The sequence below is a fragment of the Arthrobacter sp. J156 genome (genome assembly GCF_056172865.1).
In genome coordinates this window covers 3,444,649-3,459,360 of the sequence record NZ_CM149650.1, presented here as the reverse complement: position 1 = coordinate 3,459,360, position 14,712 = coordinate 3,444,649, and the positions used below count along the sequence as shown (strand labels likewise).

9 protein-coding genes, 1 tRNA gene and 2 rRNA genes are annotated in these 14,712 nt (G+C 68.1%); 4 read left to right on the top strand and 8 right to left on the bottom strand.

Annotated features, from left to right (window positions below):
* Window positions 1–67: 67 nt before the first annotated feature.
* Both AC0QR5_RS16005 and AC0QR5_RS16000 read right to left on the bottom strand, forming a co-directional pair.
* Entirely contained in the window at window positions 68–1,681 is a 1,614-nt protein-coding gene (locus AC0QR5_RS16005) for an ABC transporter permease subunit (RefSeq protein WP_329863469.1), read from the bottom strand.
* A gap of 128 nt (window positions 1,682–1,809) precedes the next feature.
* Window positions 1,810–3,114, bottom strand: a complete 1,305-nt coding sequence (locus AC0QR5_RS16000) for a sugar ABC transporter substrate-binding protein (protein WP_329863467.1) — start codon at window positions 3,112–3,114, stop codon at window positions 1,810–1,812.
* A gap of 266 nt (window positions 3,115–3,380) precedes the next feature.
* Here AC0QR5_RS16000 and AC0QR5_RS15995 point away from each other — a divergent pair, with 266 nt between their 5' ends.
* Window positions 3,381–5,291 (top strand): glycoside hydrolase family 13 protein, encoded by a 1,911-nt coding sequence (locus AC0QR5_RS15995; protein WP_329863465.1) that lies wholly within the window; start codon window positions 3,381–3,383, stop codon window positions 5,289–5,291.
* Window positions 5,292–5,299: 8 nt separating this feature from the next.
* A complete protein-coding gene (locus AC0QR5_RS15990; RefSeq protein ID WP_329863463.1) occupies window positions 5,300–6,313 on the top strand; it encodes a LacI family DNA-binding transcriptional regulator in 1,014 nt (337 codons plus the stop codon).
* A gap of 13 nt (window positions 6,314–6,326) precedes the next feature.
* Here AC0QR5_RS15990 and AC0QR5_RS15985 read toward each other — a convergent pair whose 3' ends face one another.
* On the bottom strand, window positions 6,327–6,938 hold the full coding sequence (locus AC0QR5_RS15985) for a TetR/AcrR family transcriptional regulator (RefSeq protein WP_329863460.1): 612 nt from the start codon (window positions 6,936–6,938) through the stop codon (window positions 6,327–6,329).
* Between the two features lie 97 nt (window positions 6,939–7,035).
* Here AC0QR5_RS15985 and AC0QR5_RS15980 point away from each other — a divergent pair, with 97 nt between their 5' ends.
* Entirely contained in the window at window positions 7,036–7,434 is a 399-nt protein-coding gene (locus tag AC0QR5_RS15980) for a DUF1304 domain-containing protein (RefSeq protein ID WP_430633547.1), read from the top strand.
* Between the two features lie 133 nt (window positions 7,435–7,567).
* On the top strand, window positions 7,568–8,590 hold the full coding sequence (locus AC0QR5_RS15975) for an NADP-dependent oxidoreductase (protein ID WP_329863457.1): 1,023 nt from the start codon (window positions 7,568–7,570) through the stop codon (window positions 8,588–8,590).
* An 85-nt stretch (window positions 8,591–8,675) separates the two neighbouring features.
* Here the strand turns inward: AC0QR5_RS15975 and AC0QR5_RS15970 are convergent.
* From AC0QR5_RS15970 to AC0QR5_RS15950, 5 genes are all read right to left on the bottom strand, one after another.
* Window positions 8,676–8,752 (bottom strand) — tRNA-Pro (locus tag AC0QR5_RS15970).
* Between the two features lie 159 nt (window positions 8,753–8,911).
* Window positions 8,912–10,267, bottom strand: a complete 1,356-nt coding sequence (locus tag AC0QR5_RS15965; protein WP_329863456.1) for an FAD-binding oxidoreductase — start codon at window positions 10,265–10,267, stop codon at window positions 8,912–8,914.
* Window positions 10,264–10,764, bottom strand: coding sequence for an SRPBCC domain-containing protein (locus AC0QR5_RS15960; protein ID WP_329863453.1), 501 nt, complete (start codon window positions 10,762–10,764; stop codon window positions 10,264–10,266). The genes AC0QR5_RS15965 and AC0QR5_RS15960 overlap by 4 nt, the downstream gene beginning before the upstream one ends.
* A 94-nt stretch (window positions 10,765–10,858) precedes the next feature.
* Window positions 10,859–10,975, bottom strand: a 5S ribosomal RNA gene (gene rrf, locus AC0QR5_RS15955).
* A 158-nt stretch (window positions 10,976–11,133) separates the two neighbouring features.
* Window positions 11,134–14,267 (bottom strand): 23S ribosomal RNA (locus tag AC0QR5_RS15950).
* Window positions 14,268–14,712 lie beyond the last annotated feature (445 nt).

Here is a 14,712-nt window from a genome sequence, read left to right as displayed (position 1 = left end):
CCGTCGGCGCGCAGGCGGGGCGCGGCGGGCGGGACGGAGCGGGTGGAGGGATGCGTCGTGGTGCTCATCAGTTGATCTCCTCCAGGGCGCGGGTCTTGCGGAAGCTGATCGCGGACACGGTCGCGACGATGACGAAGATGATGATCGCCAGGGCGCTCGCGAGGCCGTAGTCGCGGCCCGTGCCGGTGCCGAACGCGACCTTGTAGACCATGGTGATCAGGATGTCGGTCGCGCCGATGTCGAACGTCGTGTCGGCGAAGCGCGGGCCACCGCCGGTCAGCATGTAGATGACGTTGAAGTTGTTGAAGTTGAACGCGAAGCTCGAGATGAGCAGGGGCGCCAGGGAGACGAGCAGGAGCGGCAGCTTGATGGCGCGGAAGACGGTCCACGGGCCGGCCCCGTCCATGCGGGCGGCCTCGTCCACCTCTTCCGGCAGGGACTGCAGCGCGCCGGTGCAGACGAGGAACATGTAGGGGTAGCCGAGCCAGAGGTTCACAAGCAGCACGGAGAACTTGGCGAGCCACGGGTCGGTCAGCCACGGGATCGCCGCGCCGCCGAGCAGCGCGTTGTTGATGAAGCCGAACTCGGGATTGAGCAGGCCGGACCAGACCAGGCCGGAGAGGAACGCGGGGAACGCGTAGGGCAGGATCATCAGGACGCGGTAGATGCGCTTGCCCTTGAGGTCGGCCCGGTTGAACGCGATCGCCAGGAAGAGGCCGAGCGCGAACGTCGTCAGGACGGACAGGACGGCGAAGCCGAACGTCCACAGCACCACCTGGAAGAGCGGGCCCTGCAGGTTCGGGTCGGTGAAGGCGCGGACGAAGTTCTCGAAGCCGACGTTGATCTTCCAGCCCGTGGACAGTTCTGAGCCGTCGGGCGCGGCGAAGGTGCCCTCGCCCGAGTCGGTGTAGACGACGCCCGTGACGGTGTCCGTGAAGGAGTCCGTGGCGGAGTCGTAGGAGAGCTTGGGCTTGAAGACGAACGCGGTGGAGCCGTCGGGGGTGCGCAGCGAGCCGTCCCCCGGGTCGTCGCTGAAGGGCACGGAGAGGGTGGACATCTCCTGCTGGCGCTGCAGGAGCTCGGCGAACTGCAGGGTCGTGTAGCCGTCGACGCCGGTCGCGGCGCCCGTTGGCCCGGTCGCGTTGGGTACGGCCTCCTCGAGGGGCTGCTCGTTCCCGCCGAGCCGGACGTTGCCCTCGGGGTCGGTGACCAGGAGGAACAGCTCCCCGTCGCGGTCCAGCACGCTCGCCGCGTATTGCGGCGAGTCCGGGACGCGCTCCTGCGCCGAGAGCTGGATGGAGGCGATGGCGTCCTCCTTGGAGGAGTTGTGCCCGTCGCCGTAGTTGGTGAACGCGATGTAGGTGGAGAACACCATGACGAACACCTGGAAGACCAGGAGGAAGAAGATGCCGGGCGCCAGGTACTTGGCGGGCAGGCCGCCGCGGCGCAGGTAGATCCAGTTGACCACGAGGGTCACCGCGAGGCTGATGCCGAACACGAGCCATTCGCCGGCGACGGCCAGCTGGAACAGCACGAACACCGCGATGGCGTCGACGAGGCCGAGCAGAACGATCTTGGCGAGGATTCCGACGACGGAGTCGGGTCCGCGCGGGGTGCGGCGCTTCGGCGCGGGTCGGGGTGCGGGGGCCGGAGGCCGGGTGGCGGTGCCTGTCGCTGCCATGGGTTACGGGACTTTCTGCGCGTCGAGGGGGTGGGCTGCCCGGGGCCGCGGACGACGCCGGACGGCGCCCGGCCGGGCACGCTGCCCTCCGGGCGGGCCGGCGGCCCGCCCGGAGGAAGCGCGTGGTGCTAGATCTTGGCCTCGATGTTGGCGGCCATCTTCTCCCAGGCCGCGGCCGGATCCGATTCCTGGCCCTTGATGAGGCTCAGCTGCGCGCCGCCCCAGTCCGCCCAGACGGCGCCCATCTCGGGGACGGCCGGCATCGGGACGCCGTTGGCGCCGATCTCGCCGAACGCCTTGACGACCTCGTCGGAGGCCGCCTTGTCGAAGGACGCGGTCAGTGCCGGCGGGCGTCCGCCCTGCTCGAACAGCGCGTCCTGGGCCTCCTCGAGGCTCAGGTAGTTCACGACGAACTCCGTCGCGGCGAGGGTGTTCTCGCTCTTGGCGGAGATGAAGAAGCCGTTGACGCCGATGAACGGCTGGGCGTCCTCGCCGCCGGCCGACGGCAGCGGGTCGACGGCGAACTTGATGCCCTTCTCGGCGATCGGCGGCACGTTCCACGGGCCCGTCAGGTAGTAGGGGGACTCGCCGGCGAGGAACTTCTCCTTGGCGATGTCGCCCGTGATGGCGGAGCGGAAGACCTTCTCGCCGCCGTCGCCCATGTCGGCGAGGAACTGGGCGAACTTCTTGCCGCCCTCGTTGTTCATGGCCAGCTTGGAGGCGTCGTAGGAGCCGTCCGCGGCCTGCTCGAAGACGGGGGCCCCGAAGGACGTCTGCAGCGGGTACATGTGGTAAGGATCCGCCTGCTTGGGATCCAGGCCCACGAGGAAGGGGAACTCGGCCTTGCCGTCGGCGACGGCCTTCTGGCCCGCGGCGACGACGTCGGCGAAGTCCGCATGGGCCTCGGCGACGAGGTCGGTGTTGCGGATCAGGGCGACGTTCTCGATGGCGTAGGGCAGGCCGTAGACCTGGCCGTTGTAGGTCATGGCCTGGATCGAGGACTCGGCGAACAGGCCGGCCTTGTCTCCGAGCTGGACGGGGGCGACGACGCCGTTCTGGACGAGCGTGCCCAGCCAGTCGTGCGGGCCGATGAGGATGTCCGGGCCCTTGCCCGTGGGGGCCTGTGTGATGAAGTCGTCGCGCACGGCGGCGAAGTCCTTGACCACGAGGCGCACCTCGATGCCCTTCTCGGTCTTGAACTTCTCGGTGATCTCCTTCAGCGCCGGCGAGCGCTCGGCGTCGGTCCACAGCGTGAGCGTGGTGGTCGACGCGGCCGGGGCGGAGGAGGATCCCGCGGCGGCGGAGGTCGTGGGGGCCGTGGTCCCCGTGCCGGAGCCGCACGCGGCGAGCATCATGGCCGCGGTGGTGCCGAAGGCACCGAGGGTGAAGGCACGGCGGGTCACAGCGCCGTTGCCGGTGGAACGCACCTGCATGGGTGAGGCCTTTCTCGGGTCGGGCCCGTCCGGCGGCGACCTGCGGATCGCAGGCGGACCGGTCCCGGAAGGGCCCTGTGTGATGTATGCCATTAGTGTAAGCGTTTGCACCCAGTGCGTCCAGACCATCCTGAACACCCCACGTCAGGTCAGTTTGGCACCCTGAAATCGCTTGATGCCGCAGGGCTCCAGGCGATTCATGTGACTGGCGACGCCACGATGTAACCGCTTTCAGTTCGGCGAGGACCGCGGCTAGGATGAGGAACATGTCTTCCTCCTGCGGCCTGGCCGCCCCTGCCGGCTCCGCCACCCCCGGTCCGCTCCTGCACGTGCCCTCGGGCACGTCCGAGTGGTGGCGCCGGGCGGTCATCTACCAGGTGTATCCGCGCTCCTTCCGCGACACCACGGGCAACGGGATCGGAGACCTCCCGGGGATCACCCGCGAACTGCACCACCTCGCCGGTCTCGGCGTCGACGCCGTCTGGCTCTCCCCGTTCTTCCGCTCCCCGCAGCGCGACGCCGGATACGACGTCTCCGACTACTGCGACGTCGACCCGCTCTTCGGCACGCTCGCCGACTTCGACGCGCTCATCGCCCGGGCCGACGCGCTCGGCGTGCGGATCATCGTGGACCTGGTCCCCAACCACTGCTCGGACCAGCACGCCCTCTTCCAGGCGGCGCTCGCCGCAGCGCCCGGCGCGCCGGAGCGGGAGCTGTTCGTCTTCCGCGACGGATCGGGCCCGGACGGGTCCGCGCCGCCGAACAACTGGCAGTCCCACTTCGGCGGCAGCGCCTGGACCCGGACGGCCGGCGCGGACGGCGCGCCCGGCCAGTGGTACCTGCACCTCTTCGACTCTAGCCAGCCGGACTTCAACTGGGACAACCCGGCGGTCCACGCGGAGTTCGAGCGGATCCTGCGGTTCTGGCTGGACCGCGGCGCCGGCGGCTTCCGCGTGGACGTGGCCCACGCGCTCGTGAAGGAACCCGGACTGCCGGACTGGGGCGGCAGCCCGGACGGCTACCCCGTGGAGGGCTACCCGTTCGCGGACGCCCCGATGTTCGGCCGCGAGGGCGTGCACGCGGTGTTCCGCCGCTGGCGCGAGGTCCTCGAGGAATACCCCGGGGAGCGGATCCTCTGCGCGGAGGCCAACGTGCACCCCGTGGAGGCCATGGCGGACTGGGTGCGCCCGGACGAGATGCACCAGGCGTTCAACTTCCCCTACCTCGGCACCGGCTGGGACGCCGCCGCGCTCAAGGCCGTGACGGAGCGCTCCCTGCGCGCGTTCGACGCCGTGGGGGCGCCGACCACGTGGGTCCTGTCCAACCACGACGTCGCCCGCCACACCACGCGCTTCGGGACCGTCGGCGTCGAGACCCGGGTCGGCGACGGGCTCGGCCCGGACGATCCCCAGCCGGATGAGGACCTGGGCCTGCGCCGGGCCCGCGCCGCGACCCTCTTTACGCTGGGCCTGCCCGGCGGGGTGTACCTGTACCAGGGCGAGGAGCTCGGGCTGCCGGACCACACCCTGCTGCCGCACGAGTTCCGTCAGGACCCGACCTTCCACCGCACGGGCGGGCAGCGGACGGGCCGCGACGGCTGCCGCGTGCCCCTGCCGTGGACCACCGCCGGCGGGGCCTTCGGCTTCTCCGACGCCGGCGCGTCCTGGCTGCCCCAGCCCGGCTCGTGGGCCCGGTACGCCCGCGACGCGCAGGACGGGGCGCCCGGCTCGACCCTCGAGTTCTACCGCGCCGCCCTGGCCTTGCGCCGCGCGGAGGACCTGGGGCTCGGCTCGCTCGCCTGGCTCGATGGGCCCGGTTCCGCGGCCGCCGCGGACTCCGGCGCCCCGGCGTCCGGGACCACGGCGGCCGACAGCACGGCGCCCAGTACCCCGGCGTCCGGCCTCGTCGCGTACGCGAACGGGGGCATCGGCGTCGTCCTCAACGCGGGCGCGGAAGCCGCCGCGCTGCCGGCGGGCGCGGACGTGCTCCTCGAGAGCTTCCCGGGCTCCGTCGAGGTCCGCGGCCAGGCGGCGTTCCTCGCCCCCGACGCGGCCGTGTGGCTGCGGCTGCCCGGAGGCACGGCCCACTCCCGAAGCGTGGGCTCGCCCGACGGGCCCCAGGGCGCCGGCCCGGTGACACGGACTACGCCGGACGCCGGCCCGGGCGCGGAAGGCTAGGGAACGCCGTGGCCAGCATCAAGGACGTCGCCCTGGCCGCCGGGGTCTCCGTGGCCACGGTGTCGCGCGCCCTGAGCGGGCACGGAAAGGTCTCGGAGGCGAGCCGGGAGAAGGTCCGGAGGGCGGCCGAGGAGCTCGGCTACGTCGTCTCCTACAACGCCTCCTCGCTCGCCTCGGGGCGCAGCCGGAACATCGGCCTCGTGGTGCCGAGCGTGGCCCGCTGGTACTTCTCGACGGTGCTCGAGGGCGCCGCGAGCGCGCTGATCGACGCCGGCTACGACCTGACGCTCTACAACACGAGCGGGCAGGACCGTCACCGGCAGTCCGTCTTCTCCGAGCTCCTGCTGCGCAAGCGGCTCGACGCCGTGATCACGCTGACCCTGAAGCTGAGCCCGCAGGAGGTCCAGCAGCTCGACTCGGTGGGCAAGCCCGTCGTGGCGATCGGCGGCCTGATCCCGGGCATCGCCACGATCCGCGTCGACGACTTCAACATCGCCGCGCTCGCCGCGGAGCACCTGATCAGCCTGGGCCACCGGGACATCGCGTTCCTCGGCGGGACCGAGGAGTTCGAGGTCGACTTCAAGCTCGGTTCCGCCCGCGAGGACGGCTACGAGTACGCCATGGACCAGGCGGAGCTGCCGGTGCGGCGCGAATGGATCGTGAACGCCGACTTCACGACGCAGGGCGCCTACCAGAAGGTCCGCAACATCCTCGCGAACCCGCGGCACCGGCCCACCGCGTTCGTGTGCGCCTCGGATGAGATGGCCTTCGGCGCCATCCTCGCGGCCCGCGACCTGGGCCTGGACGTGCCCGGGGACCTGTCCGTGGTGGGCATCGACGGCCACGAGCTGGGCGAGCTGTTCGGGCTGACGACCATCGCCCAGAACGCCGCCCGGCAGGGGGCCTCGGCGGTGGCCAAGGCCCTCGCGCTGCTGGGCGGGACGGAGCTGGAGCGGGATCCCACCGTGGGGTTCTTCCCGACCGAGTTCGTGGCGCGTTCCTCCACCTCCCCGCCGGCCTGAGCACGGGCTGCTTCTAGGCCGCGGACCCGTGCGGCTCGCCCCCGCCGTCCTGCGCCAGCAGATCGAGCGCCAGCCCGATCGCGGCCTGCGCCGCCTCCGGATCGATGCGCGCCATCAGGAGGGCGTTCGCGTTGAGCGCGGCGAGGAGGCCGGCCGTCCTCGTCAATTCCTCCTCCGGGCGGTCCGGCCACCGGGCCGCGACGCCGGAGCGGAGCGCCGCGGCGAGTTCGCGGCGGTAGCCGGCGACGACGCCCCGGACCTCCGCGTCCCGCCCGATCGGCGCCGTGGCCGCGTTGACCAGGAGGCAGCCGCTCCCGTGCGCGATCGAGTCCGGATCGTCCAGCGCCCGGCCCAGCCGGCGGAAGTACACGGCCACGGCCCCGGGGTCAGCGTCAGGATCGACCAGGGGGCGCAGAAGCGGGCGGATCACGTCGTCGAGGTAGCTCTGGACGGCGGCATCGAAGAGGCCGCGCTTGCTGCCGAACGCATGGTAGAGGCTGGAGCGGTTCAGCCCCGTCGCCGCCTCCAGCTCGGGCAGCGAGGCCGCCTCGAAGCCGCGGTCCCAGAAGACCGCGCGCGACCGGCGCACCACTTCTGTGGTGTCGAATGACTGCGTGCGACCCATCTCCCACTCCCCGCTCTTTTCCGAACTGTCCGATCCAGTATATATTGGACTGGTCAGTTCAAAACATGTCCGGCCCCGCCGGCACCTCACACAGGACGTGGTCCCCTTGATCGTTGCAGCACTCGCCGCCGCCGGCCTCGCCGCGCTGATCCACGTGTACATCTTCGTGCTCGAGTCCCTCCGCTGGACGGCCCCGTCGACGCGCCGGGTCTTCGGCGTGCGCAGCGAGGAGGAGGCGCGGATCCTGCAGCCCATGGCGTTCAACCAGGGCTTCTACAACCTCTTCCTCGCGCTCGTGGCCGGTACCGGCATCGCAGCCATCGCGCTCGGCGCGACGGCGGTCGGAGCCGCGCTCGTCTTCGCGGGCACGGGGTCCATGGCCGCCGCGGGCCTTGTCCTGCTGGTCTCGTCGCCGGACAAGGCGTCGGCCGCGCTCAAGCAGCTCGTGCCGCCGCTCGCCGCCGTCGTCCTCCTGGCCCTGGGCCTGGCCCTCTGACGCCACTGCGCCCGCCCGCCAGCGCTCCGCGCCAACCGGCCCGAAGGTCCTCCAGGGCCAGGCGTCCCAACCCACTGCTCGCAGTATCGACTAGTCGCCTCTTCAGCCTGTTTTCCGATCGGAAGGAATCCGCATGTCCACCGCCCTCAGCACCCAGATCCAGCTCGCCGCCCGCCCCTCGGGCTGGCCCACGCCCGGGGACTTCACGACGGTCCGGGTCGAGTACGGCCCGCCCCAGGAGGGGCAGGTCCGCGTCGAGAACGAGTTCATCTCGGTCGATCCCTACATGCGCGGCCGGATGAACGACGTCAAGAGCTACACGCCTCCCTACCGCCTCGGCGAGACGATGACCGGCGGGGCCGTCGGGCGCGTCGTGGAGTCCCGCTCGGACGCGCACCCCGTGGGCGCGCTCGTGCTGCACCAGTACGGCTGGCGCGACATCGCCCAGGAGGACGCCACGGGCTTCCGGGTGCTGCCGGAGCCGCCGGGCGTCCCGGCGTCGCTCTATCTGGGGGCGCTCGGCATGACGGGACTGACGGCCTACGTGGGGCTCACGGCCATCGCAGGGCTCAAGGAGGGCGACACGGTGTTCGTCTCCGGCGCCGCCGGCGCCGTGGGCAGCATGGCCGGACAGCTCGCCCGGCTGCTGGGCGCGGGCCGCGTGGTGGGCTCGGCCGGTTCGGAGGAGAAGGTGCGGCTCCTGACCGGGAGGTACGGGTACGACGCGGCGTTCAACTACAAGGACGGGGATCTGCGCACGCGCTTGGCCGAGGTCGCGCCCGGCGGAGTGGACGTGTACTTCGACAACGTCGGCGGCGAGCACCTCGAGGCCGCGCTGGCCCGGATGAACGACGGCGGGCGCGCCGCCTTGTGCGGGGCGATCTCCGCCTACAACACCACGGAGCCGGCGCCGGGACCGCGGAACATGGCGAACCTCATCACGCGCGGCCTGACCCTGAAGGGGTTCACGCTCGGCGGATACCTCCAGCACGCCCCCGAGTTCAACCGCCGGGCCGCCGGCTGGCTCGCCGAGGGCCGGATCGCCTACGACGAGACCGTGGTCGACGGCATCGAGAACGCCGTCGACGCCTTCCTGCAGATGATGCGGGGCGCCAACACGGGCAAGATGGTGGTCCGCACCTCCGCGAACCGCTGACGCAGGAGCCCGCACGGGGCGCTGCCCGGGACGGGCGGGACACGGCAGAGGCCGGTTCGAATCTCTTCGAACCGGCCTCTGGTGATGGTCGGGGTGACAGGATTTGAACCTGCGACCTCGTCGTCCCGAACGACGCGCGCTACCAAGCTGCGCCACACCCCGTTGGGTTATCAACCTCAACGAGTTTAGCGGTTCGACGGCCAGAACACTAATCGGAAAGACCACGGCCCGCGGCACCCCGGCGGCGGGTGACGCGGGCCACGGGGCCCGGGCCCCGGCGTCGTCCTCCGGGACTTGGCCGGAGCCCGACAGGGGCTCCTCCTAGATCGCCTTGCCCGGATTGAGGATGCCCAGCGGGTCGAAGAGCTCCTTGACCCGGCGCTGCAGCTCCATGACCTCCGGCTGCTGCTCCCACCCCAGCCAGCGGCGCTTGTACTGCCCCACACCGTGTTCGCCCGTGATGGTCCCGCCGGCCGCGAGCGCCGCGCGGATCGACGCGTCCAGGGCGTCGTCCAAGCGGCCGATCCCGGCCTCGCCCTCCACGGGATCGACCCAGAACGTGGGGTGCAGGTTCCCGTCGCCGGCGTGCGCGACGACGCGCAGGAGGACCTGGTGGCGCTCGGCGATCCGGCGCAGCTCCTTGATGTAGCCGACGAGCTGCGAGCGCGGGACGGCGACGTCTTCCCCGACCCGGTAGGCGTCGTCCTGCTCGTCGCCGCGGCTGTTGCGGCGCATCTCGATGAGCCGGGCGGCGAACCCGTCCCCCGGCGCGCTGAGCTCCGCGCCCAGCTCCGCCAGCGCTCCACGGATCAGCTCCTCCTCGATGAGCGCGCCGTGGCCGTCGGTGCGCACCAGGAGCAGCGCTCCCCCGCGGCTCGCGAGGTCCGTCCCGTGGACCGTGTCGATCACGGCCATGGTCCCGGCGTCAAGCATCTCCGTGATGGCCGGTTGGACGCGGTGCCGCGCGATCGCCAGGACCCCGGCCGCGGCCGCGTCGACGTCGGGGAACAGGGCGGCGATGCTGCGCTGCTGCTCGGAGAGGTAGCGCAGGCGGACCGTCACCGAGACGACGATCCCCAGCGTCCCCTCGGAACCCACGAAGAGCCCGGTGAGGTCGTAGCCGGCCACTCCCTTGAAGGTGTTGCGGCCCGTCCGGATCAGCGTGCCGTTCGCGAGGACCACTTCGAGGCCCAGCACGGACTCCCGCGTCACGCCGTACTTGGCGCAGCGCAACCCGCCGGCGTTCGTGGCGACGTTGCCGCCGATCGTGGACTGGCGGTAGCTCGCGGGGTCCGGGGCGTACATGAGGCCGTGCCCGGCGACGGCGTCGTTCAATGCGCCGTTCACGACGCCGGGCTGCACGACGGCGACCTCGTCCTCCGGGCGGATGTCCAGGATGCGGTCCATCCGTTCCAGGGACAGGACGATGCAGTTCTCGGTCGCGTGCACTCCCCCGGAGACACCCGTGCCGGCGCCGCGCGCGATCACGGAGACGCCGAGTTCGGCGGCGATCCGGACGGTCGACTGGACGTCGCCGACGGTCTCGGCGAAGACGACGGCCAGCGGCGTCGCCGGCGCGGACACGTGTCCGTAGTCGTGGCTATAGACGGCCAGGATCGCCGGATCGGTGGCAACGCGGTCCGCGTCAAGGGCCGCCTCGAGGCGTTCGACGATCATTCGACCGCGCCCCCGCCCATAAAGCGTGCGTAGTAGCCAAGGATCTCGGGCCAGCCGTCGTACTTGCGGTACTGCTCCCATCCGGCGGCTCCCCCGGCCCAGCCGGCATGGTCCAGGACCATGCGGGTCGAGCCGTCGCCCTCCGCCTGGAAGGCGAGGACGAGCGCGCTCGGCGGGTGCTGCTCGAGCGCCATCTGGAAGCTCAGGCTCAGCCGCGTGGGAACCGTGAAGTCCTCGACCGTGGCCCAGACGTAGCGCCGGCCGTCCTCGCCCTCCTCCGCGACGACTCCGTCCTCGAACGCCGGGTGGGTGCCGCTGCCAAAGGCGGAATACCTGGCCACGGGCCACCAGAGGTGCAGGTACTCCGTGAAGCCCTCGAACGCCTGCTCAGGAGCCACCGGCAGGAGCACCTCGTGGTGGCGCGCCGGTGGGGTGCCGGCGTCGTCTCCGGCCGGTTCGTCGTCGCCGCGGGGTGCGTGGGAGAACAATGAATCCATGCCCTTCACCCTACCGGCGCGGCGGCACGGCGTAGTCGTGGGTTAAATGGGTCAGGGCCCCAACCGTGTGGTTGGGGCCCTGGCCTGAATGTGTGTCCGGCGGTGTCCTACTCTCCCACACCCTCCCGAGTGCAGTACCATCGGCGCTGTGGGTCTTAGCTTCCGGGTTCGGTATGGGACCGGGCGTTTCCCCCACGCTATGACCGCCGTAACCCTTGCTCCGCGACCCCCGTGGTGGGGGTGGGAAATCTTGTGGGTCACGTGGTTGTTTCCGTGACAGTGGTTCTATTTGATTGTAGCGAAACTGGTTGTTGTTTCGGTACCGCATAGTGGACGCAGCATGCTTGCCACACACGTGGTGTGGTGTTTGTGGTGTAAGTTGTCGGCCTATTAGTACGGGTCGGCTTCACGAGTCTTTGGTCCTCGCTTCCACGTCCCGCCTATCAACCCAGTGGTCTGGCTGGGGGCCTCTCGCCATCTAGTGGCATGGAAATCTCATCTTGAAGCGGGCTTCCCGCTTAGATGCTTTCAGCGGTTATCCCATCCGAACGTAGCCAATCAGCGGTGCACTTGGCAGTACAACTGACACACCAGAGGTTCGTCCGTCCCGGTCCTCTCGTACTAAGGACAGCCCTTCTCAAATTTCCTGCGCGCGCAGCGGATAGGGACCGAACTGTCTCACGACGTTCTAAACCCAGCTCGCGTACCGCTTTAATGGGCGAACAGCCCAACCCTTGGGACCTACTCCAGCCCCAGGATGCGACGAGCCGACATCGAGGTGCCAAACCATGCCGTCGATATGGACTCTTGGGCAAGATCAGCCTGTTATCCCCGAGGTACCTTTTATCCGTTGAGCGACGGCCCTTCCACGAGGTGCCGCCGGATCACTAGTCCCGACTTTCGTCCCTGCTCGAGCTGTCGCTCTCACAGTCAAGCTCCCTTGTGCACTTACACTCGACACCTGATTGCCAACCAGGCTGAGGGAACCTTTGGGCGCCTCCGTTACTTTTTGGGAGGCAACCGCCCCAGTTAAACTACCCATCAGGCACTGTCCCTGACCCAGATCATGGGCCGAAGTTAGGAATCCGGTACGGCCAGAGTGGTATTTCAACGACGACTCCACGGCCACTGGCGTGTCCGCTTCACAGTCTCCCACCTATCCTACACAAGCCGCACCGAACACCAATACCAAACTATAGTAAAGGTCTCGGGGTCTTTCCGTCCTGCTGCGCGTAACGAGCATCTTTACTCGTAGTGCAATTTCGCCGAGTTCATGGTTGAGACAGCGGGGAAGTCGTTACTCCATTCGTGCAGGTCGGAACTTACCCGACAAGGAATTTCGCTACCTTAGGATGGTTATAGTTACCACCGCCGTTTACTGGGGCTTGAATTCCCGGCTTCGCCTTGCGGCTGACCGGTCCTCTTAACCTTCCAGCACCGGGCAGGAGTCAGTCCGTATACATCGTCTTGCGACTTCGCACGGACCTGTGTTTTTAGTAAACAGTCGCTTCCCCCTGGTCTCTGCGGCCCCGATCCCCTCACACACGCGTGGCGTGCTCAGGGTTGGGGCCCCCCTTCTCCCGAAGTTACGGGGGCATTTTGCCGAGTTCCTTAACCATGATTCTCTCGATCGCCTTGGTATTCTCTACCTGATCACCTGTGTCGGTTTGGGGTACGGGCGGTTGGAACCTCGCGCCGATGCTTTTCTTGGCAGCATAGGATCACCGGATCACCCACCAACGTGGGCGCCTATCGGGTCTGAGCCATGTAACGGGGAACGGATTTGCCTATTCCCCGGCCTACGCCCTTGGACCAGGTCGATTCCATTGCCTGGCCCGGCTACCTTCCTGCGTCACACCTGTTAATACGCTGACCTCGCCGGCTCGGTTCCCGCGCCGCCCACCCGGTGGGAGCCCCGAAGGGATCCCGGTGGATGGTTGGGGCGGTTAGCATCGCCGGTCCGGTAGGGACGGTTCTTCACCGGTACGGGAATATCAACCCGTTGTCCATCGACTACGCCTGTCGGCCTCGCCTTAGGTCCCGACTTACCCAGGGCAGATTAGCTTGACCCTGGAACCCTTGATCATTCGGCGGACGGGTTTCCCACCCGTCTTTCGCTACTCATGCCTGCATTCTCACTCGTGCCGGCTCCACCACTGGTTTCCACCGCGGCTTCACTGCCGGCACGACGCTCCCCTACCCACCCGGACGGCTGGACCACGAAGGCCTGCCTGGTATCCGGATGACGCGACTTCGGCGGTGTGCTTGAGCCCCGCTACATTGTCGGCGCGGAATCACTTGACCAGTGAGCTATTACGCACTCTTTCAAGGGTGGCTGCTTCTAAGCCAACCTCCTGGTTGTCTGGGCAACTCCACATCCTTTCCCACTTAGCACACGCTTGGGGGCCTTAGTCGGCGTTCTGGGCTGTTTCCCTCTCGACCATGAAGCTTATCCCCCACGGTCTCACTGCTGCGCTCTGACTTACCGGCATTCGGAGTTTGGCTGACGTCAGTAACCTGGTCGGGCCCATCGGCCATCCAGTAGCTCTACCTCCGGCAAGAAACACGCAACGCTGCACCTAAATGCATTTCGGGGAGAACCAGCTATCACGGAGTTTGATTGGCCTTTCACCCCTACCCACAGCTCATCCCCTCCATTTTCAACTGAAGTGGGTTCGGTCCTCCACGCGCTCTTACACGCGCTTCAACCTGGCCATGGGTAGATCACTCCGCTTCGGGTCTAGACCGTGCCACTGAATCGCCCTATTCAGACTCGCTTTCGCTACGGCTCCCCCACACGGGTTAACCTCGCGACACAGCACTAACTCGCAGGCTCATTCTTCAAAAGGCACGCCGTCACCCCAACAAGGAGGCTCCGACGGATTGTAGGCACACGGTTTCAGGTACTGTTTCACTCCCCTCCCGGGGTACTTTTCACCTTTCCCTCACGGTACTTGTCCGCTATCGGTCATTGGGTAGTATTCAGGCTTACCAGGTGGTCCTGGCGGATTCGCACGGGATTTCTCGGGCCCCGTACTACTTGGGATGCCACCACAGGACGGCGGAACGCATTACGGCTACGGGACTCACACCCCCTCTGGTCCGGCCTTCAAACCGGTTCGCCTATACGCCCGCACCTCGCCCCACCAGCCCGGCAGAACTGGTATGGATGGTCCCACGACCCCGGCCATGCAACGCCCGCCGGCTATCACACATGGACCGGTTTAGCCCCATCCGCTTTCGCTCGCCACTACTCACGGAATCACTGTTGTTTTCTCTTCCTGCGGGTACTGAGATGTTTCACTTCCCCGCGTTCCCCCCGGACAGCCTATGTGTTCAGCTGCCGGTCACACAGACACTCGCGCGCTGTGCGGGGTTTCCCCATTCGGAAATCCTGGCCTCAACGTCCGGTTATCGACTCCACCAGGCTTATCGCAGATTCCCACGTCCTTCTTCGGCTCCCAATGCCAAGGCATCCACCGTGCGCCCTTGAAAACTTGACCACAAACAGGCCAAGCAAGAGCACTTACTTACGAACAATCGAGAAAACCACGCCCACCCACACCGGGGCGGACAGGGTCTTCCATCATCAAAGAAATTGCTATTGCACTCCACCACCCACAGGGACAAAACCCCGAAGGCGATGGCATACAAGATGCTCGCGTCCACTATGCAGTTCCCAAACAACAACCCCCATCACACCCACCACCAACCCCCCACCCCCGCAACACCAGCACAACACTGGGAAACAAGGACGATACGGGGCCGGCTTAGGCCATGCGCGGGAAAACAACAACCACCCACCCCCCGGCACGAACACCGGCTCAGGCAGGGCGCCTGTTGCTTCAGGGCCCAACAGTGTGCCATGGACCCGGGACCACCAACCCCCCACCGCTTTCCCACCCCACCCACACACCCCACAAAAAGGGGGCACACGGACCAGGCGTA